General features: G+C 55.6%; 26 protein-coding genes. 11 read left to right on the top strand and 15 right to left on the bottom strand.

Annotation, left to right across the window (positions count from 1 at the left end; all coding sequences use genetic code 11):
* The first annotated feature begins 116 nt into the window (after window positions 1–116).
* Window positions 117–692: a divisome-associated lipoprotein DalA gene (gene dalA / locus WNE31_RS01350; protein WP_349977786.1), complete on the top strand. Its 576-nt coding sequence runs from the start codon at window positions 117–119 to the stop codon at window positions 690–692.
* Window positions 693–695: 3 nt separating this feature from the next.
* On the opposite strand, the gene WNE31_RS01345 is transcribed toward dalA, so the two are convergent.
* The 6 genes from WNE31_RS01345 to hslO all read right to left on the bottom strand — a co-directional run bounded on the left by WNE31_RS01345 (window position 696) and on the right by hslO (window position 7,291).
* Window positions 696–1,190, bottom strand: a complete 495-nt coding sequence (locus WNE31_RS01345; RefSeq protein WP_349977785.1) for a L,D-transpeptidase family protein — start codon at window positions 1,188–1,190, stop codon at window positions 696–698.
* Between the two features lie 98 nt (window positions 1,191–1,288).
* Window positions 1,289–2,506, bottom strand: coding sequence for a class I SAM-dependent RNA methyltransferase (locus WNE31_RS01340; RefSeq protein WP_349977784.1), 1,218 nt, complete (start codon window positions 2,504–2,506; stop codon window positions 1,289–1,291).
* A gap of 39 nt (window positions 2,507–2,545) precedes the next feature.
* Window positions 2,546–4,387, bottom strand: a complete 1,842-nt coding sequence (locus tag WNE31_RS01335; protein ID WP_349977783.1) for an ABC transporter ATP-binding protein — start codon at window positions 4,385–4,387, stop codon at window positions 2,546–2,548.
* Window positions 4,388–4,558: 171 nt separating this feature from the next.
* On the bottom strand, window positions 4,559–5,713 hold the full coding sequence (locus WNE31_RS01330) for a CCA tRNA nucleotidyltransferase (RefSeq protein ID WP_349977782.1): 1,155 nt from the start codon (window positions 5,711–5,713) through the stop codon (window positions 4,559–4,561).
* Window positions 5,710–6,306 carry a CoA pyrophosphatase gene (locus WNE31_RS01325; RefSeq protein ID WP_349977781.1) on the bottom strand — a complete coding sequence of 199 codons (597 nt, stop codon included), beginning with the start codon at window positions 6,304–6,306 and terminating at the stop codon, window positions 5,710–5,712. Before WNE31_RS01325 ends, WNE31_RS01330 begins: the two co-directional genes overlap by 4 nt.
* The gene (hslO, locus tag WNE31_RS01320) at window positions 6,299–7,291 is read right to left on the bottom strand and encodes an Hsp33 family molecular chaperone HslO (protein ID WP_349977780.1); all 993 of its coding nucleotides are present in this window, start codon (window positions 7,289–7,291) and stop codon (window positions 6,299–6,301) included. Before hslO ends, WNE31_RS01325 begins: the two co-directional genes overlap by 8 nt.
* A gap of 77 nt (window positions 7,292–7,368) precedes the next feature.
* Here hslO and WNE31_RS01315 point away from each other — a divergent pair, with 77 nt between their 5' ends.
* Window positions 7,369–7,806: an NUDIX hydrolase gene (locus WNE31_RS01315; RefSeq protein WP_349977779.1), complete on the top strand. Its 438-nt coding sequence runs from the start codon at window positions 7,369–7,371 to the stop codon at window positions 7,804–7,806.
* Here WNE31_RS01315 and WNE31_RS01310 read toward each other — a convergent pair.
* Complete coding sequence (locus WNE31_RS01310; RefSeq protein ID WP_349977778.1) at window positions 7,803–9,077, bottom strand: PP2C family protein-serine/threonine phosphatase; 1,275 nt, start codon at window positions 9,075–9,077, stop codon at window positions 7,803–7,805. The two genes, WNE31_RS01315 and WNE31_RS01310, sit on opposite strands and share 4 nt — an antisense overlap.
* A 153-nt stretch (window positions 9,078–9,230) precedes the next feature.
* On the opposite strand from WNE31_RS01310, the gene WNE31_RS01305 reads away from it, so the two are divergent.
* A complete protein-coding gene (locus WNE31_RS01305) occupies window positions 9,231–9,551 on the top strand; it encodes an Hpt domain-containing protein (protein WP_349977777.1) in 321 nt (106 codons plus the stop codon).
* Window positions 9,552–9,555: 4 nt separating this feature from the next.
* Here WNE31_RS01305 and WNE31_RS01300 read toward each other — a convergent pair whose 3' ends face one another.
* On the bottom strand, window positions 9,556–10,278 hold the full coding sequence (locus WNE31_RS01300; protein WP_349977776.1) for a hypothetical protein: 723 nt from the start codon (window positions 10,276–10,278) through the stop codon (window positions 9,556–9,558).
* A 138-nt stretch (window positions 10,279–10,416) separates the two neighbouring features.
* Here WNE31_RS01300 and WNE31_RS01295 point away from each other — a divergent pair, with 138 nt between their 5' ends.
* Window positions 10,417–11,643: an argininosuccinate synthase gene (locus WNE31_RS01295; protein ID WP_349977775.1), complete on the top strand. Its 1,227-nt coding sequence runs from the start codon at window positions 10,417–10,419 to the stop codon at window positions 11,641–11,643.
* A gap of 138 nt (window positions 11,644–11,781) precedes the next feature.
* Window positions 11,782–12,063: an SCP2 sterol-binding domain-containing protein gene (locus WNE31_RS01290; RefSeq protein WP_349977774.1), complete on the top strand. Its 282-nt coding sequence runs from the start codon at window positions 11,782–11,784 to the stop codon at window positions 12,061–12,063.
* Window positions 12,064–12,136: 73 nt separating this feature from the next.
* Here WNE31_RS01290 and WNE31_RS01285 read toward each other — a convergent pair whose 3' ends face one another.
* Together WNE31_RS01285 and WNE31_RS01280 are read right to left on the bottom strand one after the other, a co-directional pair.
* Complete coding sequence (locus tag WNE31_RS01285; protein WP_349977773.1) at window positions 12,137–12,850, bottom strand: sulfotransferase-like domain-containing protein; 714 nt, start codon at window positions 12,848–12,850, stop codon at window positions 12,137–12,139.
* The gene (locus tag WNE31_RS01280; protein WP_349977772.1) at window positions 12,847–13,758 is read right to left on the bottom strand and encodes a D-amino acid aminotransferase; all 912 of its coding nucleotides are present in this window, start codon (window positions 13,756–13,758) and stop codon (window positions 12,847–12,849) included. Before WNE31_RS01280 ends, WNE31_RS01285 begins: the two co-directional genes overlap by 4 nt.
* Window positions 13,759–13,911: 153 nt before the next feature.
* Between WNE31_RS01280 and msrA the strand changes: the two genes are divergently transcribed.
* Window positions 13,912–14,568 (top strand): peptide-methionine (S)-S-oxide reductase MsrA, encoded by a 657-nt coding sequence (gene msrA / locus WNE31_RS01275; protein ID WP_349977771.1) that lies wholly within the window; start codon window positions 13,912–13,914, stop codon window positions 14,566–14,568.
* Between the two features lie 32 nt (window positions 14,569–14,600).
* Here msrA and WNE31_RS01270 read toward each other — a convergent pair whose 3' ends face one another.
* Together WNE31_RS01270 and WNE31_RS01265 are read right to left on the bottom strand one after the other, a co-directional pair.
* Window positions 14,601–15,473: a ribokinase gene (locus WNE31_RS01270; protein WP_349977770.1), complete on the bottom strand. Its 873-nt coding sequence runs from the start codon at window positions 15,471–15,473 to the stop codon at window positions 14,601–14,603.
* A gap of 72 nt (window positions 15,474–15,545) precedes the next feature.
* Entirely contained in the window at window positions 15,546–17,801 is a 2,256-nt protein-coding gene (locus WNE31_RS01265) for an NADP-dependent malic enzyme (protein ID WP_349977769.1), read from the bottom strand.
* Between the two features lie 165 nt (window positions 17,802–17,966).
* Here WNE31_RS01265 and mutS point away from each other — a divergent pair, with 165 nt between their 5' ends.
* Window positions 17,967–20,585 (top strand): DNA mismatch repair protein MutS, encoded by a 2,619-nt coding sequence (gene mutS / locus WNE31_RS01260; protein ID WP_349978242.1) that lies wholly within the window; start codon window positions 17,967–17,969, stop codon window positions 20,583–20,585.
* Window positions 20,586–20,640: 55 nt separating this feature from the next.
* On the opposite strand, the gene WNE31_RS01255 is transcribed toward mutS, so the two are convergent.
* Both WNE31_RS01255 and hrcA read right to left on the bottom strand, forming a co-directional pair.
* A complete protein-coding gene (locus tag WNE31_RS01255) occupies window positions 20,641–21,201 on the bottom strand; it encodes a nucleotide exchange factor GrpE (RefSeq protein ID WP_349977768.1) in 561 nt (186 codons plus the stop codon).
* Window positions 21,202–21,211: 10 nt separating this feature from the next.
* The gene (gene hrcA / locus WNE31_RS01250; RefSeq protein ID WP_349977767.1) at window positions 21,212–22,276 is read right to left on the bottom strand and encodes a heat-inducible transcriptional repressor HrcA; all 1,065 of its coding nucleotides are present in this window, start codon (window positions 22,274–22,276) and stop codon (window positions 21,212–21,214) included.
* A gap of 115 nt (window positions 22,277–22,391) precedes the next feature.
* Between hrcA and rph the strand changes: the two genes are divergently transcribed.
* From rph to WNE31_RS01230, 4 genes are read left to right on the top strand one after another with little or no spacing between them, the layout of a single operon-like run.
* Window positions 22,392–23,105 (top strand): ribonuclease PH, encoded by a 714-nt coding sequence (gene rph, locus WNE31_RS01245; RefSeq protein WP_349977766.1) that lies wholly within the window; start codon window positions 22,392–22,394, stop codon window positions 23,103–23,105.
* Window positions 23,102–23,713, top strand: a complete 612-nt coding sequence (rdgB, locus tag WNE31_RS01240; RefSeq protein WP_349977765.1) for an RdgB/HAM1 family non-canonical purine NTP pyrophosphatase — start codon at window positions 23,102–23,104, stop codon at window positions 23,711–23,713. Before rph ends, rdgB begins: the two co-directional genes overlap by 4 nt.
* On the top strand, window positions 23,706–24,863 hold the full coding sequence (gene hemW / locus WNE31_RS01235) for a radical SAM family heme chaperone HemW (protein WP_349977764.1): 1,158 nt from the start codon (window positions 23,706–23,708) through the stop codon (window positions 24,861–24,863). Before rdgB ends, hemW begins: the two co-directional genes overlap by 8 nt.
* A 3-nt stretch (window positions 24,864–24,866) precedes the next feature.
* Window positions 24,867–25,220: a YbaN family protein gene (locus WNE31_RS01230; protein WP_349977763.1), complete on the top strand. Its 354-nt coding sequence runs from the start codon at window positions 24,867–24,869 to the stop codon at window positions 25,218–25,220.
* On the opposite strand, the gene WNE31_RS01225 is transcribed toward WNE31_RS01230, so the two are convergent.
* Window positions 25,210–26,109 (bottom strand): ParB/RepB/Spo0J family partition protein, encoded by a 900-nt coding sequence (locus WNE31_RS01225; protein WP_349977762.1) that lies wholly within the window; start codon window positions 26,107–26,109, stop codon window positions 25,210–25,212. The genes WNE31_RS01230 and WNE31_RS01225 overlap by 11 nt on opposite strands.
* Window positions 26,110–26,120: the final 11 nt, after the last annotated feature.

Raw genomic sequence — 26,120 nt, 5'->3', positions numbered from 1 at the left:
AATGTCTCAGTCGCAAATCAAACACCCGTCATTTGGCAATCTCACGCTGATGTGGGTTTTCAAAGCAACGTGACGCAGGTTAGAGGTCTGTCGGTAATACGACGGACGGAAAGACTATGACGCGCTTTATCGCTTTGGCATTGATTGCCACCTTGGCTGTCGCAGGCTGTGATTCTTCGGGAACCGGGGGATCAAACAGCGCAAAACAATACCGGATATCTTCGAACCGGACATCCGAAGTGCAATTTCGCGTCCTCGACTCGATCAATGCCCTGCGTAGTGCCGCTGGCGCCCCGGCCTTGCAGTTCAATGCACAGCTGAACGCCGCTGCAGCCACGCATTCGCGCGACATGTCCATTCAGAATCGCCCTTGGCACTTTGGGTCTGATGGGTCATCGCCCATCCAGCGCGTTCAACGCGTCGGCTATACCGGCCTTTTCCTAGGGGAAACGATTTCTGAAACCTATGAAACCGAGATGCAAACCCTCGAAGCATGGCTTCAACAGGAAGACACCAAAGCCGTGCTGATGAATCCAGCCGCTCAGGAAATGGGCTTTGCATGGTTCCAGGAAAAGAATGGCAAAATCTGGTGGACGCTGATTACCGGCACGCCCAGCGCCGCGCCCCAGCAACAAAGCACGGCCCCGACCGCGATCAGCGCAGGCCAAACTACCGCCCCTGTTCAGAGCTAAGCCCTAGGGGTAAATCGACACCAGGGTTCCGTTGCGCACCATCGCATAGACATCTTCCATTTCTTTATCCGTGACGGCCACGCACCCGGCGGTCCAGTCACGCTTGCCATTCTGGTATTTCTTTGGGCGTCCGTGAATGAAAATGTCTCCACCCGGACTTTTGCCCAGAGAATGCGCATAAGCGCGGTCGGCAGAATTGGGATAGGAAATGCCAATCGAAAGGTGGAATTCGCTGTTGGGATTGCGGCGGTCGATGAAATAGTTGCCTTCCGGCGTCTTTCCGTCACCCTCAACCTTCTTGTGCCCGACTGGCGCAAACCCCAAACCAACGTCATATTTTTTCAGGACGCTGTCATGATGCATCAGGTACATCGTCCTGTTTTCCTTATAGATCAGGACACGTGTCACTTCGGGGCCGTTGTACGTCTTGAATTTTGATGAACAGGCCGTAAGCCCGATCACCAGCAGCAATGCCACCGCAATCTTGATCAACTGCATCGACGTTTCCTCGTTTCTTGCGCATATCATAAACGCAAAGCACGCCGCCGGATAGCGCCGATGGGGGCTTCGCGCAATCGTGAACAGAGGAATGGTGGTCAGGCCGCGGAAAACCGCGCAACAAGCTCGATATGAGACGACCAGCGGAACTGATCCACAACCTGCACCCAGTCGAGCCGATAGCCCGATCCGACCAGACAGACCGCATCTCTTGCAAAGGTCACTGGATTACAGGACACGAAAGCAATCACTGGAATGTTTGACTTGGCCAGCTCTGCGGTCTGCGCCTCGGCACCGGCCCGTGGGGGATCAATTACAGCAAAATCGAACTTCAGGTCTTCGGCAATCAACGGGTATCGGAACAAGTCACGGGTCTCGGTGGTGATTTTCTTCAATCCCTCGGCATGTCGCCACCCTGCATCCAACGCCGTCAGCATATCGCGAAGGCCCTCAACCGCGTGCATCTGCGCAGCCTCTGCCAGCGGCAAGGTAAAGGTTCCGCATCCGGCAAAAAGATCAACGCCAGATTTGCCTTGATCACCAACCGCTTCTTTCACGGCGGCCAACAAAGCAGCCTCGCCCGAGTGGGTCGCTTGTAGAAAGCTGCCGGGAGGCGGCACGACCTTGGCCGCACCAAAGGATTGGGTGGCGGGTGCGCACATCGCCACCACTTCGTCGCCCCATGTCAAACGTGCTAGCTTCCAACGCTCGGTCTGCTGCGCCAAAAGGTCGAATAACGACCCATCCAGCGGCTTGCCACCGGACACGGCAATGTCCAAGCCTCCCTCAGACAAGGTGGCCGTCACTGATATCTCGCCCTTCCGGCTGGTTCCGATTTCGGCCAGTGCGCGCGCAACGTCCAAAGCGGGCATCACATCCGGATGAAGTAACTGACAATTCGGTATTTCAATCACAACGTCGCTTGCTCGGGCGTGGAAACCAGCCAACGCCCCTTTCTTGGTGCGGCGCGCCGAAAAAACCGCCCTGCGGCGTGATTTCGGGGGTGACGTGACGATGGGACGAAACTCTGCTTCAAGACCCTGCGCGGCAAGGGCCTGTTTGACCACATCAACCTTCCAGGTCGCGACAAATGCATCACTGGCATGTTGCAGCTGGCAACCGCCGCAACTTTTGTAATGCCGGCACGGGGGTTTTACCCGATCGTCGGATGGCGACACGATGCGAACATCTGTCAGGCGTGTGCCCTCCAAGGTTCCCGAAACGGTTTCACCCGGCAGGGTCAAGGGCGCAAAAACCGGGCCTTGGGCGATTCCATCGCCCTGATGCCCAAGCCGTTCAATCTGAATCTCGGTCATACTCTGCGCATATAGCGTAGGTGGCGTTTGGAAAAGCCCTTATTCCGCAGCTTCATCCGCGTTTAGGAAACCACCAGACTGTCTTTCCCAGAAGCCTGCATAGAGACCGCCCTGTTGCAACAGTGCCTCATGGGTGCCTTCTTCGACGATGTGTCCATCGTCCAGAACCAGAATGCGATCCATGCGTGAAATCGTGGACAAGCGGTGCGCAATGGCTATCACTGTCTTGCCTTCCATCATACCATAGAGTGTCTCTTGAATCACGGCCTCGACTTCGGAATCCAACGCACTTGTTGCTTCGTCCAAAAGCAGGATCGGCGCGTTCTTGAGAATCACACGGGCCAACGTGATACGTTGGCGTTGCCCCCCAGACAGTTTTACGCCGCGCTCACCAACTTGCGCGTCATAACCACGGTTGCCCTTGGCATCCTCCAGCCCAAGGATGAACTCATGCGCCTCGGCCTTCTTCGCCGCCGCGATCACGTCTTCATCGCTGGCTTCCGGACGCCCATAAAGAATATTTTCGCGCACGGACCTGTGCAACAGGGCACTGTCCTGCTGAACCATCCCGATACAGTTTCTTAGGGAGTCCTGTGTCACCTGTGAAATATCCTGTCTGTCGATCAGAACACGCCCGGATTCGGCATCGTAAAAGCGCAGTAACAACTTGACCAATGTCGATTTCCCGGCGCCAGAGCGCCCGACAAGCCCGATCTTTTCCCCAGGCTGGATGGTCATCGATATCGCATCTAGTCCGCCGGATCCCCGTCCATAGTGATGCGACAGGGATTGAACCTCGATCTTACCTTCGGTGAGAGCGAGATCTTTTGCATCAGGCGCATCTACCAAATCAATCGGCTGGGCAATCGTTTCCATGCCCTCCGCCACCACGCCAAGTTGGCGGAAAAACGAGGTCAATGCCCACATTATCCAACCTGTCATTGCGTTCAGACGCAGTGTCAGGGCAGTGGCTGCAGCAACGATGCCGACGCTCGCCTCGCCCAGCATCCACAGCCAGACCGCCCAACCGACCACCGCGACGATCAACAACCCGTTCAGGGCGACCAAGACCACATCCATGACCGTGTAGATGCGCATCTCGGCCTGAAACGTTTCGCGTGCGTATTCGACCGCTTCCTTGGCGTATTCAACCTCACGATTGTCATGGGCGAAAAGCTTGACCGAGTGGATATTGGTGTAGGCGTCCACTACGCGACCGGTAACTTGCGAGCGCGCGTCAGACGCCCTTTGCGACGCGGGGCCAACCCTTGAAATCGTCCAGCGCACCAGAAGGCCATACAGAAAGACCCACCCCAACATCGGCAGAACCAGCCTCGGATCGCTGTCCGACAGAAGGATGGCGGCCCCGATGAAATAGGCGATGGAAAAAGCAATCGCATCGAATATTTGGAAAATCGCCTCGCCGGCCGCGGGAGGGGTTTGCATGATCCGGTTGGCGATCCGCCCCGCAAAATCGTTTTCAAACCAACCAACAGATTGCCGCAGAACATGATTATGGGCACGGTATCGGATCAATGTGCCAAAATTCGGAAGGATCGCATTGTTCAACACCAGAACGTCGATTGCCTGAACCGCTGGGCGCAGGAAGAGGATAAACAAGGCCACCATGATCAGTTCGACGCCATGCGCAGACCAGACTGTTTCGGGGTCGCCGGCCAGTAAATCGACAATCCGGCCCATATAGCCAATCAGGGCAATTTCTATGGCGGCGACCAGAACCGAAAGCAGCGTGGCCCAGACGAACAGCTTGCGAAAAGGGCGCGCATAGTCAGCCAGGAACCGAAACAGGGTTTGCGGAGGCACATCCGCGCGCGGATAATCAACATAAGGATCAACGAGGTTTTCAAAATACTTGAACATAAGAAGCTTCCATATCCGGAAAGGCAAAATGGATTGAAGACGGAATTCTTCAATGACGTGCCATAGTGAATCATTCGGTTTGTTTGGGCCAACATCCACAAGACACTGGTTGTCCGTTGGATTGGTAAGCCGAGCATTGGTCGCGGGACCCAACAAGTCAATCCCGCGACATCACAAAGCCAGAAGAGCCTTCCGCGTCAGCGAAAACCGTGAGGCAATCCATTCATTTTCCAGCTGTCGCAACCGCGCGCCCAAGGCTGGCCCCTGTAACTCTGGCTGCAAATCCGAGGGCCTTACGGGGAAGACAGCAATAACACCTAAAGCGATGTCTTCTTCAAGCTTTGGATCAACCGGCATCTCAAGAACTGCTGCGCGCAAAAGGCCAACAGACCAAGCGACATCTTCGCCGTGACGATACGCAACTTCATGCAAGGGAAGCATTGAACCGATTGCCTGTGACAGCAATGCCAACAGCTTTGACTGCTTTTTCGAAAGCCGCAAAGCTTGATCTACCTCTGTTCCGCCCAGCGCGGAGAGGCGACGGATAGCGTCGGGGGCTTTGCAGGCCTGTTCTTCCCAATACACCAATGGGCCCAGCGCCCGATCATCTGCACCGGGCAATACAACGTTCAAAACCCCGGTGCCACGCATAACGGCCACGGACGGCGCAGGATCAGGCGCGGTTAGAAGCTTGAGCATTTCCGCACCCACCCGCTCTTTCGAAAGGGTTTCTAACCCCCCGCAATTTTCTGCTATGGCAGCAAGGGCGTCGGCATCCATGCCTGACTCAGGATCTCCGTACCATGCGTGGAACCGGAAGAACCGCAATATTCGCAAGAAGTCCTCGCGAATGCGTAGGTCGGCATCATCAATGAACCGCACGCGGCGCGCGCCAAGGTCGGCCATCCCGTTCAACGGGTCAACAATAGTACCATCGGGATGCGCATAGATCGCGTTCATGGTAAAATCACGCCGATGCGCATCGTCGTTCACATCGGATGAAAAGGCGACGACAGCGCGACGCCCATCAGTTTCGACATCCTTGCGGAAAGTTGTGATTTCATGGGGTATGTGATCCGAAACAACGGTAATCGTACCATGATCAATACCTGTAGGAATAGGATGCAGCCCTGCCTTTCTGGCCAAGTCTACCACCGTTTCCGGCAAGGCATCGGTCGCGATGTCTATGTCGTTGACTGGCGTTCCAATCAGCGCATTTCGCACACAACCGCCTACAAACAATGCCTGATAGCCGGCGTCGGTAAGCATCGCACAAACAGCCTGCGTTTGCGGATTGGCTAACCAGGCGCCAGAAACCATTGTCATTGAGCCATCCTTTCGGCAAGACCCCTCAGGATTCGCGCGGTTGCGCCCCAAATGTAATAGGGACCGAAGGGCACCGTATAATAATGACGCCGCATGCCGCGCCAACGACGGGACTGCACAGAAAAGCGTGCAGCGTTGGCAACGTGGGCAAGAGGTACGCGGAAAACCTCTTCCACCTCACCCGGCTCTGGCACGATTTCAAAAGGTTCATTTACCCGCGCGACAACTGGTGTCACGATAAAACTGGTCACGGTTTCATGCGTCGGGAGCGTGCCCAGCACTTCAACAATTCCGGGCGGTAGTCCGATTTCTTCATCGGCCTCTCGCAAAGCGGCCGCAACCACATCCGCATCACCCTCATCCTGCTTGCCACCCGGAAAGGCGATTTGCCCCGGATGGTGTTTCAGGTGCGAGGCACGTTTGGTCAGGATCACATGCGGAACATCTGCCACCACCTGAATCGGCACCAGCACCCCCGCCGGCCGAAGTTTGCGGCCAGCTGGCAGAACCACATCTGGGTTCAGATCAAAATCCGAAGACGCCCCGCTTTCGCGCTCCAAAGATCGTAGAAGCGGGGCTAAAGGATCACTCACTGCCAACCTCTTTGGCTTCAAAACCTACAGTCGCCGGATCAAGGTCATAATGTGCACCGCAGAACTGGCAATCGGCGGTCACTCGGCCTTCGGGTGTCGTCATGGTTTCGATATCTTTCGCGGAATAGATCGAAAGACTCTGACGCACACGCTCTTCAGAGCAAGTACATCCGAACTTGACTGGCTGTGCATCGTAGACCCGCGGCTGCTCTTCGTGGAACAGACGGATCAACAAGTCAGTCGGCGACACCGACGGGCCAATCATCTCGAGATCTTCAACTGAGTCCAGCAGGATATTCGCACGGTTCCAGTTCTCGCCCTCGTCTTCACCAAGAACATCCACGGCGCTCAGGAGCCCCTCTTCGCCACTGCCACCTTCTCCGGTGACGTGGGGCGATGCCTTGGGCATGTGCTGCAACATAATGCCACCAGCGCGCCAGTGTTCGGCGACACCGGGTTCGGTGGACTTGCCAAACCGCAATGCAAACCGGGTGGCAAGTTGTTCAGACTGCGCAAAATAGGTTTCGGCCGCCTCTTTCAAAGACGCGCCAGCCAGAGGGGCGATACCCTGATAGGGTGTCATGTCATTGCCCTGATCCATCAGGATCGCAAAATATCCTTCGCCTATCTGGTCATAGGGCGCACCGTCGGTCAGCCGATCTTCGTCAAAGCTGGCATAGGCACGAATGCGGGCGGGTTGCCCTTCTTCGGTTGGGCCATAGTAATCGGTCGCGATCATGCGCACCGGCCCTTTCGACTGGACCTGCAACGACAGTTTCCAGCGCAGCTTGATCGACTGCCCGATCAAAGCGGTCAGCAGGGTCATTTCAGCAACAAGCGCTTCAACGGCAGGCGGATAGTCATGCTGTTTCAGCACGCCGTCCAGCACACCGTCCAGACGCGCGACGCGCCCGCGAATATCAGATTTGTCCAGTTGGAACGGCAACACGGTGTCGTCCCAAGCAATTTTGTTTCCTAGTGTCATGGGGTTTTCCTAAAGGCCTTCCCTTGCCATATCCCGACTATATAAGGGCAGCAACCCAAACAAAAAGAGGGCAGCGCATGATACGTCGTTTTGGGATGCCGCCGAAACCAGAGGTAAATTACAGTCTGAGACCGGGTGCATATGCCATTTTGCTGCACGGCGCAGACATGCTGCTGACCCATCAATCGGAACCGGAGCCTGAGTTTCAACTGCCCGGGGGCGGCATTGATCCCGGAGAGTCTCCACTTATCGCGCTGTACCGTGAAGTTTACGAGGAAACCGGTTGGACCATTTGCCAGGCGCGCAAAATCGGGGCCTATCGGCGGTTTACCTACATGCCCGAATACGACCTTTGGGCCGAAAAGCTGTGCCATATCTTTCTGGCGCGCCCAGCGCGGCGGTTAGGGCCGCCGATCGAGCCACTTCACACCGCCGTCTGGATGCCCGCAGCAGAAGCCGCGCGACTGTTGGCGAGTTCTGGGGATCGCCACTTTGTTGAAACATTCCTGCGTTAAAGCCAAGGCCCACGGAATTCGAACAAGATCCCCGAAACGTCATCGGGAAACCCAGCACCGCCTGCAAATGACTCAAGCTTGTAAATCAGGCTGTTCAGAGTTTCGTTTACATCATTGGACGGCAGCTGCCGAAGCAGCTGTTCCAACCCATCCTCCCCGAGCATCTTGCCATCCTGATCAGGGCATTCTGTAACGCCATCTGACAAAATCAGGATCCTGTCTCCCGGATCAAGACGTACAGAAAACGGCGTGAACTCTGCCCCATCAATCAGCCCGACGGGCAATCCGCCGGGACCGACCTCTTCAATGCTCCCGTCGTTGCGCAGGACAACCGGATGAGGATGACCGGCCTGGGTCATTTCAATGTCACCCGTTTGCAAATCCACAATGGCCAAAAGCATCGTGAAGTAATGCTCCGTCTCCATTTCGCCTAGGATGATCTGGTTGAGCTGTTGAAGCACGTGTTCGGGCGGGTGATAGCCTTGCCGCCCGTCGGGAAGCATCCTCAGTGCCACGTTCTGCTCGGGAGAGTTCGAAGACAGAAACCCCGCCAAACGCGCCGTCATCAACGCGGAACTGATGCCATGGCCCGACACATCAATCGAATAAAGCCCGATCCGACTGTCAGAAATGCGGAAATGCCCCACAAGATCGCCCCCGACATGACCACTTGATTGCAGGACAAGCGCGGCAACACCGGTTCCAAAATCCTTGAACCTGTCACGCACCAGAGATTGTTGCAGCTTTTTCGCTTCTTTCAGGTCGTGATCAAGAGAGTCATACAGTCTCTGCAACTCATCCAGAGTGTCCGAGATCATGCGGTTTTTCTCGGTCAGTTCGCGCTGCATGCGTACGATCCGCTCGCCCGCTCCGATTCTTGCCCGCAATTCATGCGCATTGACGGGTTTGGTCAGAAAATCGTCAGCCCCGCCTTCCAATCCCTTGGCGACCTCGGCCTTTTCGCTCTTGGAAGTGAGTAGGATGAAGTAGCCATATTTGTCGCTTTCCAATTGCCGGAAGGCCTGACAGAACTCCAATCCATCCATGCCCGGCATAATCCAGTCACTTAAAACCAGGTCGGGTGGATACTCTTTACAAAGATCAAGCGCCTCTTCTCCAGACCCTGCCTCGACAACTTCATACCCATCAGACACGAGCGACGCAGAAAGAATGCGCCGCTGAAGACGGCTGTCATCGACAAGAAGAACACGCCGGATCGCCCCAGTTGTGGCGACATCATCATCCTGCACAGGCGAAGCAGCTTCGAACACAACAAACCCAAGATCACTTTTACGCGGTTGCCCTTAGCAATATACCAGCGTCACTTAAGATTTACTGAAGTTCAAACTTGTTGGGATGTGAGTGGAAAAGAAATCTGTTTGTTAACCAAATCATGGTTCGTTGCACGCAGGAAGGAGGTCACCATGATCAACTGGGCACGCGTCGATGAGCTTCGCAATGAAATCGGACAAGAGGGGTTTGACGAAATTGTCGACATCTTTTTAGAAGAGGTTGAACAGGTTCTGGCCAAACTGCGCGACACGCCAGATCGAAAAACCCTGCGCGAGGACCTTCATTTCTTGAAGGGGTGCGCCCTGAACCTTGGGTTTTCCGAATTGGCCAGCCGGTGCCAGGCCGGTGAAACGGCTTGCGCACAGGGTGAGGCAGGATCGGTTGACGTTCCTGCCGTGCTGAAAGCCTACTCGAATTCCAAATTGGAGTTCGTGAATGGATTAGAGTCATGACCCCTCAGACGCTACGGTTTTCCACCGCTATTCCGTAGATCGTTGTGATCAGGCTTGCAAAGATTAGGGTGGTTGCCCAATTCGCAGCGATAAGACCGAGAAAGCCAACAAACGGAACGATGGAAAACACAAGAACCCCAGCCAGTTGAAGCCCCATACCCGCCGCAAACGTCAAAAGAGCCGCAATGACAGCCGCACCCGAAATGTCATGGGTTGCTTCCCAAGCATCCTTGATTGAAATGCTGTTTCCGATCGCCGACGCTGCGAGCATGGGCGAAAGACGATAGAACACCCATACGGCGACCGGCAGCGCGGCCAGTGCGATGACCGCAGCCAAAACCGGCAAAACCAGCGACACCAGTGCAACGCCAATCGCAAGCGGAATACCGATGATAAGACTGATGAGGATCGAATTCACGAAATACGCCAAAATCTGACCGCCGTGAAACGCGGGGAAACTGGCCGGATATTCCTCGAGCAAAATGAACCGGTGCCAGGCGACAATAGCCCAAAGCCCGGCAAGCCCCGAAAGGAAACTGAACACAATATCTGACCCTGAATAATCCGCGATGTCTTCGGCCTCAAACCCAGCGGACCCGCTTGCGCCATCGCCGAAGATGAAGGCCGCCACCATGACCGCGAGCATCGGCAGAGACACCTTTATTGCCTGCGTGGAATTGCCCAACACCATCCGAACAGAATGGTTGAAAATCTTGATACCGCTCATGCACCTCTCCTGTCGCGCTGCTTTGTTAATTTAAGCCGCCTTTTCGCATCGCTTTGCAAGCCCCGGACGCCGCACATCTTGCCCTGCCTGCCAAAACCCGCTATCGCGCCCTCGATATCCGATTAAAGGAAAGATGACATGTCCGCGCCCAAGAAAGTAGTGCTGGCCTATTCCGGCGGCCTTGATACCTCGATCATCCTGAAATGGCTGCAAACCGAGTATGGCTGCGAAGTCGTGACCTTTACCGCTGACCTTGGTCAGGGTGAAGAGCTCGAGCCCGCCCGTAAGAAAGCCGAGCTTCTGGGGATCAAGCCCGAAAACATCTATATTGAAGATGTTCGCGAAGAATTCGTGCGCGATTTCGTGTTTCCGATGTTCCGCGCCAATGCAGTTTACGAGGGCCTGTACCTGCTGGGCACGTCGATTGCGCGTCCGCTGATCTCCAAGCGCCTGATTGAAATCGCGGAAGAAACCGGCGCCGATGCTGTAGCGCATGGCGCGACCGGCAAAGGCAACGACCAGGTGCGGTTCGAGCTTGCGGCTTACGCACTGAACCCCGATATCAAAGTGATCGCCCCATGGCGTGAATGGGACCTGACCTCGCGCACCAAACTTATCGACTTTGCCGAGAAGAACCAGATTCCGATCGCCAAGGATAAACGCGGGGAAGCGCCGTTCTCGGTTGATGCAAACCTGTTGCACACTTCGTCCGAGGGCAAGGTTCTGGAAGATCCCGCCGTTCAGGCCCCTGACTATGTGTTCCAGCGCACCGTTCACCCCGAGGATGCGCCGGATTCCCCAGAATACATTGAAATCGCTTTTGAAAAAGGCGATCCCGTTGCTATCAACGGTACTGCAATGTCGCCGGCAACCATCTTGACCGAGTTGAATGAGTACGGCCGCAAGCACGGTATCGGTCGTCTTGATCTGGTCGAAGGGCGCTTTGTCGGTATGAAGTCGCGCGGCATCTATGAAACCCCCGGCGGCACCATCCTGCTTGAGGCACATCGTGGAATTGAATCGATCACCATGGATCGTGGCGCGATGCATCTCAAAGACGAACTGATGCCGAAATACGCCGAACTGATCTACAACGGCTTCTGGTATTCGCCCGAGCGCGAGATGCTGCAAGCGGCCATCGACCTGTCGCAAGAGCATGTAACCGGCACCGTCCGCGTCAAGCTTTACAAGGGTCTGGCAACCACCGTTGGCCGCTGGTCCGAGCATTCGCTGTACTCGGAAGAGCACGTGACCTTTGAGGACGATGCGGGCGCTTACGATCAGAAAGACGCTGCAGGGTTTATCCAGTTGCAAGCCCTGCGCCTGAAGCTGATCGCGATGCGCAACAAGCGCATCGGGGGCTAATCTGACCGGTTTGTACCAAATTTTTCGGGGTAGCTGACCAATTTGTACAAACCGCGAAAGCTCCTGCAACGTCACTGTTGATCCAATCCTGCGGCCTGCCTACCCCATAGGCAGGTCGTTTCATTTTTGGAGAGCGAGATGCTTCAGGACATCGCAGACGGTATTCAAAAAGAACTTAGCAGCAAGTCGTTCGAAGGCTCGCTGAAATTCGATTGCGGCGATGATGGCGTCGTAGTGCTGGCGGACAACCAAGCCACAACCACCGATCAGGACACCGATTGCACCATCAAGATTTCGCAGGACAATCTGGTGAAACTGCTGACCGGCAAACTGAACCCGATGACCGGCGTCATGATGGGCAAGCTGAAGGTGTCGGGCGACATGGGCGTTGCGATGAAGCTGGGGAAACTGTTGGGTTAACCTTCATCTCTTCTCAAGAACTACGGAGTGAATTGGTCCGAGAGGGCCAGTCGGGGCGGGGCCCCTTCCTTCGTCAGATTTTCTCGGCCTTCATCTTCTCGTAAAACGGCAGCGCCTGATCCAGCACCGGTTGCAGCTCCTCCGGTACGTTGGGCAAGGGGCCCTCTGCCCCCGCAAAGCCGGTTGAGTTCCACACGGCACCGTACCAGTGCGCGGCCCAAACGCCGTCATCGGCGTGACCGCCTGTGGGCCAAGTCAGCATCTCGGGCGTGAAATCAAGACCGATGGCATCGCAAAGTTTGCGCAACATGCCCTCGGGGTCGTCGCGGATATCGTGGCTGTCGATCACCACGGGCGTCTGCCCCCAGCTTTTGACTAGATCAAACAGATCGGCCTGTTGGCGAAACCCGATGTCATCCAGCACAGGGTTTTCGCGCTTGGCCGCATAAGAGGCAATCACGCGGGCCGGATGGCGGATCAGGAAGACATTGACCACATCGCGCATCCAGTCACGCGGTACGCCGTCGATCATATGCTGGGTCATGTGTTTCTGATAGAAATTTGGCTTTTCCGCTGGATTAGAGCCTGTCAAGTACTTTGCGACCTTGACCGGATCTCGCGATTGCGAGGCAAGGATGTCTTCGCGCATCGGATGGTCGAGACCGGTCATCGCCAGATAAGCGGCATAGAAGGGTTCATCCACCACGGCACAATCGGCGCGGTTGCCAAAGCTGTACATCATCGCGGTCGACAGGTTGCGCGGACCGCTCCACATGGCGATCTTCATTTCTGGGCGTCCTGTTCAACGAGATCTGTATAAAGGGCGCGAATGCGTTTCGTCACCGGGCCCATCTTGCCTGTCCCTATCTGGCGGCCGTCAATCTGACCCACGGGGGTTTGTGCGCCGAATGTGCCTGTCAGAAACGCCTCGTCCGCGCCGTAGGTATCGACCAGAGAATAGTTGCGTTCAAACACCGGAATGCCATCGGCGCGGCAGACGTTGATCACCTTTTGGCGGGTAATGCCGTTCATGCAGTAGTCCCCTGTCGAGGTCCAAACCTCACCCTTGCGCACGATAAAGAAGTTGCAGGCGTTGGTTGTGTTCACGAACCCGTTCACGTCCAGCATCAAAGCCTCGTCCGCGCCGGCCTTTTCTGCAGCGATACAGGCAAGGATGCAATTGAGTTTGGAATGGGAATTGAGCTTGGGATCCTGTGTCATGGGCAGCCCACGAATATGCGGCACCGTGGCAAGGTTGATCGGGCGCGGGATCGACGGTTTGGAATGTTCCATGATGATCGCGACAGTCGGCCCCCGTTGCGACAGGCCCGGATGCTGAAAGGGGCGCGTTTTCACGCCACGCGTCACCATCAGGCGGGCATGGGCATCGGTGTTCATCTGGTTTGCCGCGCGTGTGGCCTCTAGTGCTTCGACCATCTGATCAGGGGCCATTCCTATGTCCAGGTCAATGGCCTTGGCCGCCTCGAAAAGGCGATCCATGTGTTCGCCAAGAAAGGCCCAATGCCCGTCATAAAGCCGCAACCCTTCCCAAACGCCATCTCCCAGCATGAAACCCGAATCGTAAACACTCACCACCGCCTCAGCCTTTGGGACAATGCGGCCATTAAGATAGATCAGAATATCTTCGTTTCGGGCATCTTCCTGCGCTTGGTGGGTTGTGACGTGGTCAGTCATCCTGTGGTCCTCTCGCTGTTTGTCGGGCACGCTAGTGAGGCAGGATTCCCTTTCCAAGGGTAAATTGTGCTCACCAAGCCGTGACATTTCCTTTCATCCCGTTGTGCTACCGCGCCGGGTAGAGAAAAGATGCAGGGGATTGGAGGGCGCATCATGCACCGAATTCTGAAAGTGAACCCGATTTTCCTGGCGATTCTGATCGCCCTTGGCGTTGTTGCGCATGGATCACGTGCGCAGGCGGCCACTGAAACCTTGATCGTGGCGGGCGGATGCTTCTGGTGTGTCGAAAGTGATTTTGAGAGTGTGCCCGGCGTGAAATCCGTTGTGTCCGGCTACACCGGCGGGAAAACCAAGAATCCCACATACAAGGACGTGACCCGTGGCGGCACCGGACATTATGAGGCGGTGAAAATCACATATGATTCAAATCTTGTGAGCTTCGATCGATTACTTCATCTTTATTTCCGATCTGTGGACCCCACCGATGCCGGGGGACAGTTCTGTGATCGGGGTGAAAGCTATCGCACCGCGATATTCGTCTCTAACAAAGGGGAAAGGTCGCTCGCCGAAGAAGCCAAGGCCAATGCACAGAAAGCCCTTGGCCGACAGATCGTGACGCCAATCCTGAACGAAGCGCGTTTCTATGATGCCGAGGATTATCACCAGGACTACTACAAAGGCACCAAGATCGTGATCACGCGCTTTGGCCCCAGAAAGCAGTCCGAAGCCTACAAGCGGTATCGCAAGGCATGTGGGCGGGATGCGCGTGTCAAACAGCTTTGGGGCGGTGACGCACCCTTCATTAAATAGAGAAGCAGTGTTTGTCGGGCCAACAGAGCCCGTCAGAACAGGGAGTCCTGCACGTCTTTCAGATCAGGGATGACATCAGCAGTGCCATGGCGTGTCACCATGAGGGCCGCTGCGCGCGTTGCCAGTGAAATGGATTGTTCCAGCGGCAGGCCACGGTCCAGACCAGCTGCGACATAGCCGGCAAAGGTGTCCCCTGCCCCGGTCGTATCAACCGGCACTACGGATGGAGCCGCGAACTCCTTGACATGCCCTGTCGCGTGATCCGTCAGTGTACATCCCTTTGAACCGAAGGTCGTGATTACCTTGATTGCAGACCCATGCCCGATAGGCTGACCTGTGACCTCCTTGTGCTGAGCGGCCTCAATCTGGTTGAGGATCACCAGATCCACAAAGGGCAACACCCGCTCTAGCGCAGCGGTGTCGTAAGGGGCGGGACAACAAATCACCCGCATCCCAAGACTGCGGGCGGTTTCGGCAGCATAATCCTGTGCATTGGTTTCGTTTTGAAAAAGAAGCGTGCCGCCCGCGGCGGCCTCGGACAGGACAAGGCCGATCTGCGGGGTCGAGATATGGCGATTGGCACCGGGATAGATAACAATCGCGTTCTCGCCATGTCGGTCCACGTTGATGATCGCATGCCCCGAGGGCATTTCGAGGCGGGCAATCGCGCGCGTGTCGACCCCGTATTCCATGAGGCGTTCCACCATCCAGCCCCCGTCAGGCCCAACAGCGCCGATATGGCAAACATGGGCACCGGCACGGGCCGCCGCCACGGACATATTGGCCCCTTTTCCACCCAGACCTTTGGTCAGATCGCGCGCGGCAAGGGTTTCACCAGGCTCGGGCAGATGCGGAACCGCATAAACATAGTCGGCATTGATGGAACCAAGGTTGTAGATCGACATAGGCACAATCCAAAGAAAACAGGCCGGACAAGAATGCCCGACCTATTCAAAACATCAAGCCACAAGCCGGGTTTAACCGACCTTACATGCGGCAAGAACAGCCATGTTCAGGATGTCGTTTGCGGTAGACCCGGTCGAGCAGATCTGGATCGAATGATCCACCCCCGACAGGATCGGACCAATCACGGTCGCGCCAGCCATTTCCTGAAGAAGTTTCGTCGAAATCGAGGCCGAGTGTCGTGCAGGCACAACAAGAACGTTGGCTGGGCCGGTCAGACGTTGGAACGGATAGTTGTCCTGGGCTTTACGGTTCAGGGCCACATCGACAGTCATCTCGCCTTCGTATTCGAAATCGACGCCACGCTTGTCCAGAACTTGCGGTGCGATATGCATCTTTTCGGCGCGTTCGGATACTGGATAACCGAAGGTCGAGAAGCTGACAAAGGCCACACGCGGTTCAAGGCCCATATGACGGGCCACGCCGGCAGCACGTTCGGCGATGTTGGCCAGATCGTTTTCATCAGGCCATTCATGCACCAGCGTATCTGCAACCAACACGATCCGGCCGTTATGCAGCAGGGCCGTCACACCCACAGCGCCGTGTTCGGCATCGGCATCAAACACATGGTTGACCAGTTCGAGGACGTGGGCTGATTTCCGGGTCGCGCCGGTCACGAGCGCATCGCCGTGCCCATGTTGCAGCATCAGCGAGGAAAATACGTGGCGGTCACGCGCGGCAAGCTTGAACACGTCATGACGGTCAAAACCTTTGCGCTGCAAGCGGCTATAAAGAAAATCGGTATATGTTTCGAGATGGCGGGTGTTCTTGGCATTCACCACTTCGATTTCGCGCACCGCATCCCCGAGACCGGCTGCTTCGAGCTTGGCTTTCACATCTTCTTCGCGCCCGACAACAAGCGCCTTGCCAAGGCCAGAGCGTTGATAGGTCACGGCGGCTCGAAGTACCCGAGGATCATCGCCCTCTGCAAAGATCATACGTGCCTGTGCATTCCGCGCGCGCGCGTTGAGGCCGCGCAAGATCGACGCGGTCGGGTCCATGCGCGACTTCAAGTTTTCTTCATAGCCGTCCATATCAATGATTGGACGACGCGCTACGCCGGTGTCCATGCCAGCCCTTGCCACGGCGGGCGGGATGCGGTGGATCAGACGCGGGTCGAACGGCGTCGGGATGATATAGTCGCGCCCGAAGGACAACTTGCGGCCATATGCCATGGCAACTTCGTCCGGCACGTCTTCGCGGGCGAGCTCGGCCAAAGCCTCGGCACAGGCAATTTTCATCTCATCGTTGATCGCGCGGGCATGAATATCAAGCGCACCGCGGAACAGATACGGGAACCCGAGAACGTTATTCACCTGGTTCGGATAGTCCGAGCGCCCCGTCGCGACGATTGCGTCGGCACGCACAGCGTGGGCTTCTTCCGGCGTGATTTCAGGATCGGGGTTCGCCATCGCGAAAATCACCGGATCATCCGCCATCGACGCCACCATATCCGGGGTGACGGCACCTTTGACAGACACGCCCAGGAATACGTCCGCGTCTTTCATGGCTTCTTCGAGGGTGCGCAAGTCTGTGGCGACTGCGTGGGCAGACTTCCACTGGTTCATACCTTCGGTACGGCCCTGATAGATGACGCCTTTGGTGTCACAGACGATACAATTGTCGTGGCGGGCACCCATGGATTTCAGAAGCTCGATACAGGCGATGCCTGCGGCCCCGGCACCATTCAGGACAATTTTGCAGTCCTCAATTTTTTTACCTGAGATATGCAGGGCGTTCAGAAGACCAGCGGCACAGATCACGGCGGTGCCGTGCTGGTCATCGTGGAAAACCGGAATATCCATCATCTCTTTGAGCTGCTGCTCGATGATGAAACACTCAGGCGCCTTGATATCTTCGAGGTTGATGCCGCCAAACGTCGGCCCCATCAATTTGACCGCTTTGATAAACTCGTCAGGATCTTCGGTATCCAACTCGATATCGATCGAGTTCACGTCGGCGAAACGTTTGAACAGGACAGCCTTGCCTTCCATTACCGGCTTACTGCCCAGCGCGCCCAGATTGCCAAGACCCAGAACTGCGGTCCCGTTGGAAATCACCGCAACTAAGTTGCCCTTATTGGTATAGTCATAGGCGGTCGAAGGATCGGCTGCGATCGCTTCGCATGGCACGGCCACACCCGGAGAATATGCCAGCGACAAGTCGCGCTGGGTGGTCATGGGAACGGATGCCTTGATCTCGAATTTGCCTGGCGTTGGCTCGAGGTGGAAGGCAAGCGCCTCTTCAGGGGTGACTTTGGTCTTTGCCATTTTCTGAGTTTCCTCCGGATAGGTACGCGCCTCATAGCGCAGGCCGTTTAATGTCACAACCAAAAGCACTTTCGCCTTTCGCCGCAGGGTCAGCATTTGTTAAGTCTTGAGGCCAAATCAGGGGGAAATCCGAACGTGAGCGTAGCCAAGTCCGCCGTCACACCGATGATGGCGCAATATCTCGAGATCAAAGCCGATTATCCCGACGCCCTGCTGTTCTATCGCATGGGTGATTTCTATGAGATGTTTTTTGACGATGCGGTCGCTGCCGCCGAGGCCCTCGACATTGCCCTGACCAAACGGGGCAAGCATGAAGGCACGGAAATTCCGATGTGCGGTGTGCCGCATCATGCGGCCGAAGGGTATTTTCTGACCCTTATCCGCAAGGGGTTTCGGGTCGCCGTGTGCGAGCAGATGGAAACCCCTGCCGAGGCAAAGAAGCGCGGCTACAAGGCCGTTGTGAAACGAGAGGTCGTGCGTCTTGTCACGCCGGGAACCTTGACCGAGGATTCCCTGCTTGATGCCCGGCGCCACAACTTTCTTGCCGCCTTCGTGCAAGTGAGGGACGAAGCTGCGCTTGCCTGGGCGGATATTTCCACGGGCGGGTTTCACGTGATGCCAGTGACGCCCCTGCGTCTTGGGGCGGAACTGGCACGTCTTGCCCCATCTGAATTGTTGATTCCGGAAGGATCAGAGCCTGAATTGGCTGAAATAGTCTCTGATATGGGCGTTCCTATGACGCCGCTTTCCCGTGGATCCTTTGATTCAACGTCGGCAGAAAGGCGTGTTTCCGCGCTCTTCAAAACAAACTCACTCGCTGCATATGGCACGTTCACACGTCCCGAAATCGGGGCCCTTGGCGCCATTGTGGATTATCTGGAGCTCACGCAGAAGGGAAAGCTGCCCCTGTTGCGGCCTCCGGTACGCGAGTCTGCTGGCGGCACAATGCAGATTGATGCCGCAACACGGCGAAACCTTGAACTGACGCAAGCCTTGTCGGGGGGGAAAACCGGGTCGCTGCTGGCTACAATTGACAGAACTGTGACGGCGGGTGGCGCCCGTTTATTGGAGAGGCGTGTGTCGTCGCCCTCGATGAACCTCGACACCATTCAGGCCCGGCTGGATGCGGTTTCGTACTTTTTCGAAGACAGGGCACTGACACAAAATTTGTGCGACGCCCTGAAGCGGGTTCCTGACCTTGATCGCGCCTTGTCGCGCCTCTCGCTTGATCGTGGCGGCCCGCGCGACCTTGCCGCCATCCGGAACGGACTTGCCCAGGCGGAACAGATTGTAACTCAGACACAGCGCGAGGGTCTTCCCCCGCTATTGCGGGAATCGCTACAATGTCTTGAAGGACATGAAGACCTTGTAGATCTTCTGGATCAGGCCCTTATAGCAGAACCGCCGCTTTTAGCGCGGGATGGTGGGTTTATCGCTGCCGGGTTTGATGGGGATCTGGATGAAAGCCGCACACTGCGAGATGAGGGGCGCGGTGTCATCGCCGAAATGCAGGCAAAATACAGCGCGCAAACCGGAATTCAATCGCTCAAGATCAAGCACAACAATGTTTTGGGCTATTTCATAGAGACAACGGCGAAACACGCAGACGCGATGATGTCTGCCCCATTGTCCGAAACCTTTATCCATCGCCAGACCACGGCGAACCAGGTGCGGTTTACGACGGTCGAACTGAGCGAAATGGAAACCAAAATCCTGAACGCCGGCAATCGTGCATTGGAAATTGAGAAAGCCCTTTTTGAACGGTTACGTCAAGCGGTGCTGGCCAAAACCGGCCCTGTTGGCGCAGCGTCAAAGGCATTGGCAGAGTTTGATCTGAGTGCCGCGCTTGCCAACCTTGCAGTCGAAGAAAACTGGGTGCGACCCACGGTTAATGACAGCCGTGATTTCCATATCGAGGGCGGGAGGCATCCTGTGGTAGAGGCAGCCCTGAGACAACAGGGCGGTCAGCCTTTTGTAGCCAACGATTGTGACTTGTCTGGTGGTGAGAAGAGCAGCATTTGGTTACTTACAGGACCGAATATGGCCGGTAAATCGACCTTTTTGCGCCAGAACGCCCTGATTGCCCTAATTGCACAAATAGGTAGTTTTGTTCCGGCCACGACGGCGCGCATCGGTCTTGTGTCACAACTCTTCAGTCGGGTTGGTGCTTCGGATGATCTTGCGCGCGGGCGTTCGACCTTTATGGTCGAAATGGTGGAAACAGCCGCCATTCTTAATCAAGCGGATGACCGCGCGCTGGTGATCCTCGATGAAATCGGGCGGGGCACGGCCACTTATGACGGTTTGTCGATTGCCTGGGCCACGCTTGAACACCTGCATGAGGTCAACAAGTCTCGCGCCCTATTCGCGACGCATTACCACGAGATGACCGCTTTGTCCGAAAAGCTGGACCACGTGGACAACGCTACGGTTGCGGTCAAGGAATGGGAAGGCGAGGTCATCTTCCTTCATGAGGTCCGCAAAGGGGCGGCAGACCGGTCTTACGGGGTGCAAGTTGCGCAGCTTGCAGGCCTGCCCCCGGCCGTGGTCAATCGTGCGCGCGAAGTTCTGAATCAGCTCGAGAAAAACGAACGTGAAGGGCCCGCACAAAAAGCATTGATCGACGATCTGCCCCTTTTTGCAGCCAGCCCACTTCCGCAGCCCGCTGCACAAAAAGGACCGTCAGAAGTTGACGCTTTGCTTGATGGAATTCACCCTGACGAGCTTAGCCCACGGGAAGCCCTGCAAAAGCTTTATGAACTGAAAGAGGCGCGGGAGAAGTAGCTCCCGCGCCCAGTCCAAATTCACAATTCATCACGCGCCAAACCGCGCTATCCGGTTAACCCGGGTTGGAAGACACACCAACTTGTGCGGGTCTGAGAAGGCGATCGTGCAGCATGAAACCTTCGGCCGACACTTGGATGATGTCCCCAGCATGGGTGCCCGGCAGCGGCGCCTCAAACATTGCCTCATGAATCTTGGGGTCAAACTTGTCGCCAACTTCCGGTGATACAACCTCGATCCCGTGCTTTTTGAACACGTTCAGAAGTTCACGCATTGTCAGTTCGATTCCTTCGATCAGGGCGGCGGACGCTTCTTTCTGGTCGTCCGTGATCGACTCGACGGCACGCTTCATGTTGTCATAAACCGGCAACATGTCCCGCGCGAGCTTGGAGCCTCCATATTGCTCGGCGTCGCGGCGCGCCTTTTCCCCACGTTTTCGTGCATTTTCAGCATCTGCCAGCGCGCGCATGAACTTGTCGCGATAGTCGTCCCGCTCCGCGCGCAGTTCGTCAAGCTCAACCGCCTCGTCCTCAAGTTCGTCAAGGGATTGGGCAAACTCTTCTGCCTCTGCTTCTGCGAGGTCGTCCAGAAATTCGTTATCTTTCGGCTCAGCCATTTCTCTACCTCTAACCGCGATCGGAAATCAGTTTCCCGACCAGTTGTGCCGTGTAATCCACAATTGGCACAATACGTCCATAGTTCAGGCGCTTTGGGCCGATCACACCCACGGCACCCACAATCTTTCGATCCGCGTTCATATATGGAGAGACCACCAAAGAGGAACCCGAAAGTGAAAAAAGTTTGTTCTCTGAGCCGATAAAAATGCGCACACCATCGCCGTCTTCGGCAAGTTCAAGGAATTGGGCTATATCGCGCTTGCGTTCCAGATCATCAAAGAGGGATCGAATCCTTTCGAGATCGGCCTCTTCCTCATCCGTCCCAAGAAGATTTGCGCGCCCCCGGACAATTAGCCGGTTGTTCGAGTCGTCTTCACCCACCCAATGCGCCAGACCGTTTTCGACGAGATCCCGCGCAAGGCTATCAATCTCTTGCCGGCGCAAGGCTATTTCTTTGGCAATGACACCCTGAAACTCTGACAGCGTGCGCCCTTCAATCACAGCATTCAGAAAATTGGCAGCTTCCCGCATAGAACTTGGGGTTTGGCCCACCGGTGGCGTGAACAAGCGGTTTTCCACATGTCCATCCGCAAAAACCAGCACGACAAGCGCGCGATCCGGTCCAAGGCTGACAAACTCGATATGTTTGATCGGCGCTTCATGTTTTGGGGTCAGCACCAGAGAGGCGCCATGTGTCACGCCCGAAAGGGCCGAACCGACCCGATCCAGAATACCACTGACATCTGCTGAATTATCCCCCAGCGTGGCATCAATTTTCTGGCGGTCGGTGGCGTCCAGATCGCTGACTTCCAACAGACCATCCACGAACATACGCAGGCCACTTTGGGTGGGGATTCGTCCTGCGCTGACATGGGGGCTGTCCAAGAGACCGAGATATTCGAGGTCCTGCATGACGTTGCGGATCGTTGCCGCGGACACTTTTTCGGACATCGTTCTAGTCAACGTCCGCGATCCAACGGGATCACCGGTTTCCAGATACCCTTCGACCACGCGGCGGAACACTTCGCGCGAGCGATCGTTCATTTCTTCCAGAATTCGGGCGCTGTCACTCATGAGTCTTCCTTGGCATATAAGTCATTAAAGTGCGCACGCGCGAAAGGTCAATCGGGGTTGCGTTCAAAGGGGATCGCCCTGTATCCCACTGCTCAAGCAAAAGAGGAATACCGTCATGCGTCCTTCGGGAAGAGAACTCAATGAAATGCGCTCTGTGTCGATTGAAACCGGCGTCACTAAACACGCCGAAGGCTCTTGTCTGATCAAGATGGGTGACACGCATGTCTTGTGCACCGCAACGATCGAAGACCGCGTGCCGCCCTTTATCAAAGGGTCTGGGCTTGGATGGGTTACGGCAGAATATGGCATGCTGCCGCGCTCGACCTCGTCGCGGATGCGCCGTGAAGCGACCGCCGGCAAACAGGGGGGCCGAACGGTCGAGATTCAGCGTCTGATAGGGCGGTCCTTGCGAGCTGGTGTGGATCGCGTCGCGTTGGGTGAACGCCAGATCACCGTCGATTGCGACGTGATTCAGGCCGATGGGGGCACGCGCTGTGCGTCGATCACAGGGGGCTGGGTCGCCCTGAAGCTGGCCGTCAACAAACTGATGAAGGCCGGCGATGTCATTACCGACCCGCTTATTTCGCCGGTCGCAGCGGTTTCTTGCGGGATCTATGCCGGTCAACCCGTGCTTGACCTCGACTATCCGGAAGATTCCGAAGCGGGCGTCGATGGAAACTTCATCATGCTTGGAAATAAGCAAATGATCGAAACCCAGATGAGCGCGGAAGGGTCCACCTATTCGCGCGACCAGATGAATCAGCTTCTAGATCTGGCCGAAAAAGGCGTTGGCGAACTGATTGCAGCCCAATTGGCGGCCACTGCATGACCCGCAAGTTTCAAGGCGATACGCTTCTTGTTGCCACGCACAACAAAGGCAAACTCGAGGAGGTCGCGCACCTTCTCGAACCCTTTGGGGTGAAAGTGGTCGGCGCAGGTGAAATGAAACTGCCAGAGCCAGAAGAAACCGAGGACAGTTTCGTCGGGAATGCACGGATTAAGGCACATGCCGCCGCTCAGCAGACAGGGCTTCCCGCGCTTTCTGATGACTCGGGCATTACGATTGATGCATTGGATGGCGCGCCGGGAGTTTACACCGCAGACTGGGCCGAAACACCGAACGGACGCGATTTCATGATGGCCATGACCCGCGCGCATAACGAACTGGAAGCAAAAAACGCCCCTCATCCGCGTCTTGCGCAATTCCGGTGCACTCTGGTGTTGGCCTGGCCTGATGGACATGACGAGGTGTTCGAAGGCGTCGCCCCCGGACATCTGGTTTGGCCGATCCGAGGCAAAGACGGCTTTGGTTATGATCCTATGTTCGTGCCGGAAGGCTATGACGTCACATTTGCAGAAATGGACCGTTGGGAAAAGAACAAGATCAGCCACCGCGGCGATGCCGTTGCCAAATTCGTGGCGGGTTGTTTTGGTTGAAGACTGGCAGAATGGGGGCTTTGGCCTCTACATTCACTGGCCATTTTGTCAGGCAAAGTGCCCTTATTGCGATTTCAACAGCCACGTTGCGCGGGAAATTGACCAGATAAAATGGCTGAAGGCCTATCTTGTCGAACTGGATCGCGTCGCCGCCGAGGTGCCAGGCCGCACGTTGAAGACGGTGTTTTTCGGTGGCGGGACACCAAGTCTTATGGACCCTATGGTCGTGTCGACCATTCTTGAAAAAGTCCGCTCTCTTTGGTCGGTAGCCAACGATCTGGAGGTCACCCTTGAAGCAAATCCTGGCTCTGTTGAGGCAAAACGGTTTGAAGGGTATCGGGACGGTGGCGTTAATCGTATTTCGATGGGAATACAGTCACTAAATAACTACGATCTTCAAAAACTTGGGCGTATTCACACGTTTGAGGAAGCGATTGCTGCATTCGATATCGCGCGTCAGACATTCGAGCGTGTGAGTTTTGACCTCATCTATGCCCGCCAAAACCAGACTCTCGAAGCTTGGGAAAACGAACTTCGTCAGGCGCTTTCTATGGCGATCGATCATTTGTCGCTGTATCAACTCACAATCGAAGAAAACACAGCCTTTGGTGACAGGTACGATCGCGGAAAACTTCGAGGCTTGCCGGATGATGATTTGGCCGCGCAGATGTATGAAGCCACGGCAGCGATCTGTCAGGACCACGGATTTGAAAATTACGAAGTCTCTAACTATGCCAAAAAGGGCTTTGAGTCCCGTCATAACCAAATTTATTGGCGCTATGGGGACTATGCGGGTATCGGTCCCGGAGCACATGGTCGTCTGACCATTAACGGTGAAAAACTTGCGACAGAGTGCTGGCGAAATCCTGAAAGATGGCTGCAAGAGGTGCTATCAGGTTCCGGCGAAAGTGCGCGTGTGGTAGTAAACCAAGTGGAACAGTCTGTTGAATTCTTGTTGATGGGACTACGTTTGAGTGAGGGAGTTGATCTCTTGCGCTACGAAAATCTCTCCGGACGCCCTCTGAACCAAGAAAAAGTTAATGCATTGCGTGAAATGAACATGATTTCTGTTGAAAACCATAGGCTTACTGTTCTTCCCCAAGGCCGAATTCTCTTAAATTCGGTCTTGTCAGAACTGCTCACGGTCTAGGGCATGCGGTATCTCTGGGCGCTTTTGGGACTGCTTTCCTTAGCCTTGGGCGCGATCGGAATCGTTTTGCCGCTTCTACCTACGGTGCCCTTTCTTTTACTGGCCGCGTTCTTCTTCGCACGGTCATCCGAGCGACTGCACTATTGGTTGCTGTCACACCCAACATTCGGTCCGCCGATTGAAGATTGGCAAACTCGAGGCGCCATCAGTTTAGCCGCCAAAAGGCTGGCGACCGTGTCAATTGCCATTGTCTTTTCAATATCTCTTGCGATGGGGCTGCGCCCTGCCCTTTTGGCAATTCAGGCCGTGACTCTCAGCTGCGTCATGCTGTTTATCTGGACGCGCCCTAATTCGTAGCGGACAAAATGCGGCAGATCTCGTCAAGTTGGTCCAAAGTGGCGTATTTGATTGTCACCTGACCGCTTTCTCCACCAGATTTGTGATCAATCGCAACTTTCATTCCCAGATTTGCCGAAAGATCCCCTTCCAGAGCAATAGTGTCCGCATCTTTCTTGGGCTTCTCCGTCGCCTTAAGGTTATTTGTAGTCGACAGCTTTGATCCAAAAGACTTTGCCAAGGCCTCAGTCTGACGCACCGAAAGGCCGCCCTTCACCACTTTTTTAGCCAATCCCGAGGGATCGTCCGACGTGATTAACGCGCGGGCATGCCCGGTAGAAAGATCACCATTTTTCAGAAGGGTTTGAACATCGTCAGGCAACTGAAGCAACCGCATCAGGTTGGCAATATGGCTACGGCTTTTTCCCAGTGCGGCAGAAAGCTTTTCTTGTGTGTGGCCAAACCGGTCCATCAACGCGCGATACCCGGCGGCCTCTTCGACCGGGTTTAAGTCTGCGCGTTGGATGTTCTCAATAATTGCGATCTCAAGGACTTCGGTATCATCATAGTCACGGACAATCACCGGAAGTTTGTGCAACTGCGCCATTTGTGACGCTCGCCAACGCCGCTCACCTGCAACGATTTCGAACTTCCCACCTTCCAATTCACGGACGATCAAAGGCTGAATAACACCTTTCTCTTTGATTGAAGCGGCCAGTTCTTCAAGTTGATCTTCGGTAAAACTACGCCGCGGTTGATCCGGATTCGGAACTACATTCTCAATCGGGACATACATATCCGCCTGGCGCGGGGCATCCGCGTTTTGATTGGTCTGCTCTTCTGTCACATCGGCCATAAGAGCCGAGAGTCCGCGGCCCAATCCGCGAGGTTTTCCCTTTTTTGCCGCCATGTCTGCCTCCG

Origin of the sequence: Shimia fortis, from assembly GCF_040225985.1 — a bacterium.
Classification (GTDB): domain Bacteria; phylum Pseudomonadota; class Alphaproteobacteria; order Rhodobacterales; family Rhodobacteraceae; genus Shimia.
Note: the sequence above shows the minus strand (reverse complement) of the source record. Positions and strands in the feature narration are given on the sequence as shown.